Consider the following 986-nt stretch of genomic DNA (forward strand, 5'->3'; position numbering starts at 1 on the left):
ATTTTATTGAGCATCTACACGACAATGACGTTAAGATGGAGGCAGAGAAATATTGCCCACAGCTATAAATTGAAAATTAAGAAATAAAGGATTTAAGTACAGATGCGATCACCGTTAAACGCCCTTATGGTTCAAGGGACAACGTCAGATGCCGGAAAAAGTGTTTTGGTGGCAGGTTTATGCCGTGTTTTGGCAAGGAAAGGCATCAAAGTGGCACCTTTTAAGCCTCAAAATATGGCGCTAAATAGCGCAGTGACAAAAGATGGTGGCGAAATTGGTCGTGCTCAAGCGGTTCAGGCACAAGCTTGTAATATTGAGCCTACCGTCCATATGAATCCTGTATTGCTAAAACCCAATTCAGATACGGGTGCGCAAGTGATTCTACAAGGAAGAGCACTGACGAATATGGAAGCGACCGGATATCACGACTACAAGAAAGTTGCGATGAATTCGGTTATCGATTCGTTTGATCGACTTTCTGAAGAATACCAAAGCGTGATGATTGAAGGTGCGGGCAGTCCCGCAGAGATAAATCTTCGAGAAAACGATATCGCGAACATGGGCTTTGCTGAAAAGGCAGACATCCCAGTGATCATCGTTGCTGATATTGATCGTGGCGGCGTTTTTGCACACCTCTACGGCACATTAGCTCTATTATCTGAATCTGAACAAGCGCGCGTAAGAGGCTTTGTGATAAACCGTTTTAGAGGCGATATTGCGTTACTTCAATCTGGTTTAGATTGGCTAGAAGAGAAAACAGGTAAGCCTGTGATAGGGGTTTTGCCTTATCTGCATGGTTTTAACTTAGAAGCGGAAGATGCCATTACCTCAGCCCAAGAGTCTGATGGAGAAGCTAAACTTAAGGTTGTAGTGCCAGTACTAACTCGAATCAGTAACCATACAGACTTTGACGCTCTGCGACTTAACCCGTCGATTGATTTACGTTACGTAGGCAAAGGCGAGCGCCTGAACAACGCTGATTTGAT

General features: G+C 44.1%; 1 protein-coding gene. It reads left to right on the forward strand.

Going from position 1 to position 986, the window contains the following annotated elements; all coding sequences use genetic code 11:
* Positions 1-102: 102 nt before the first annotated feature.
* On the forward strand, positions 103-986 hold an 884-nt coding region (locus AB4653_RS27520; protein ID WP_372105827.1), incomplete at its 3' end, for a cobyric acid synthase.

Origin of the sequence: Vibrio sp. 10N.222.48.A3 (assembly GCF_041475345.1) — a bacterium.
Classification (GTDB): Bacteria; Pseudomonadota; Gammaproteobacteria; order Enterobacterales; family Vibrionaceae; genus Vibrio; species Vibrio tasmaniensis_A.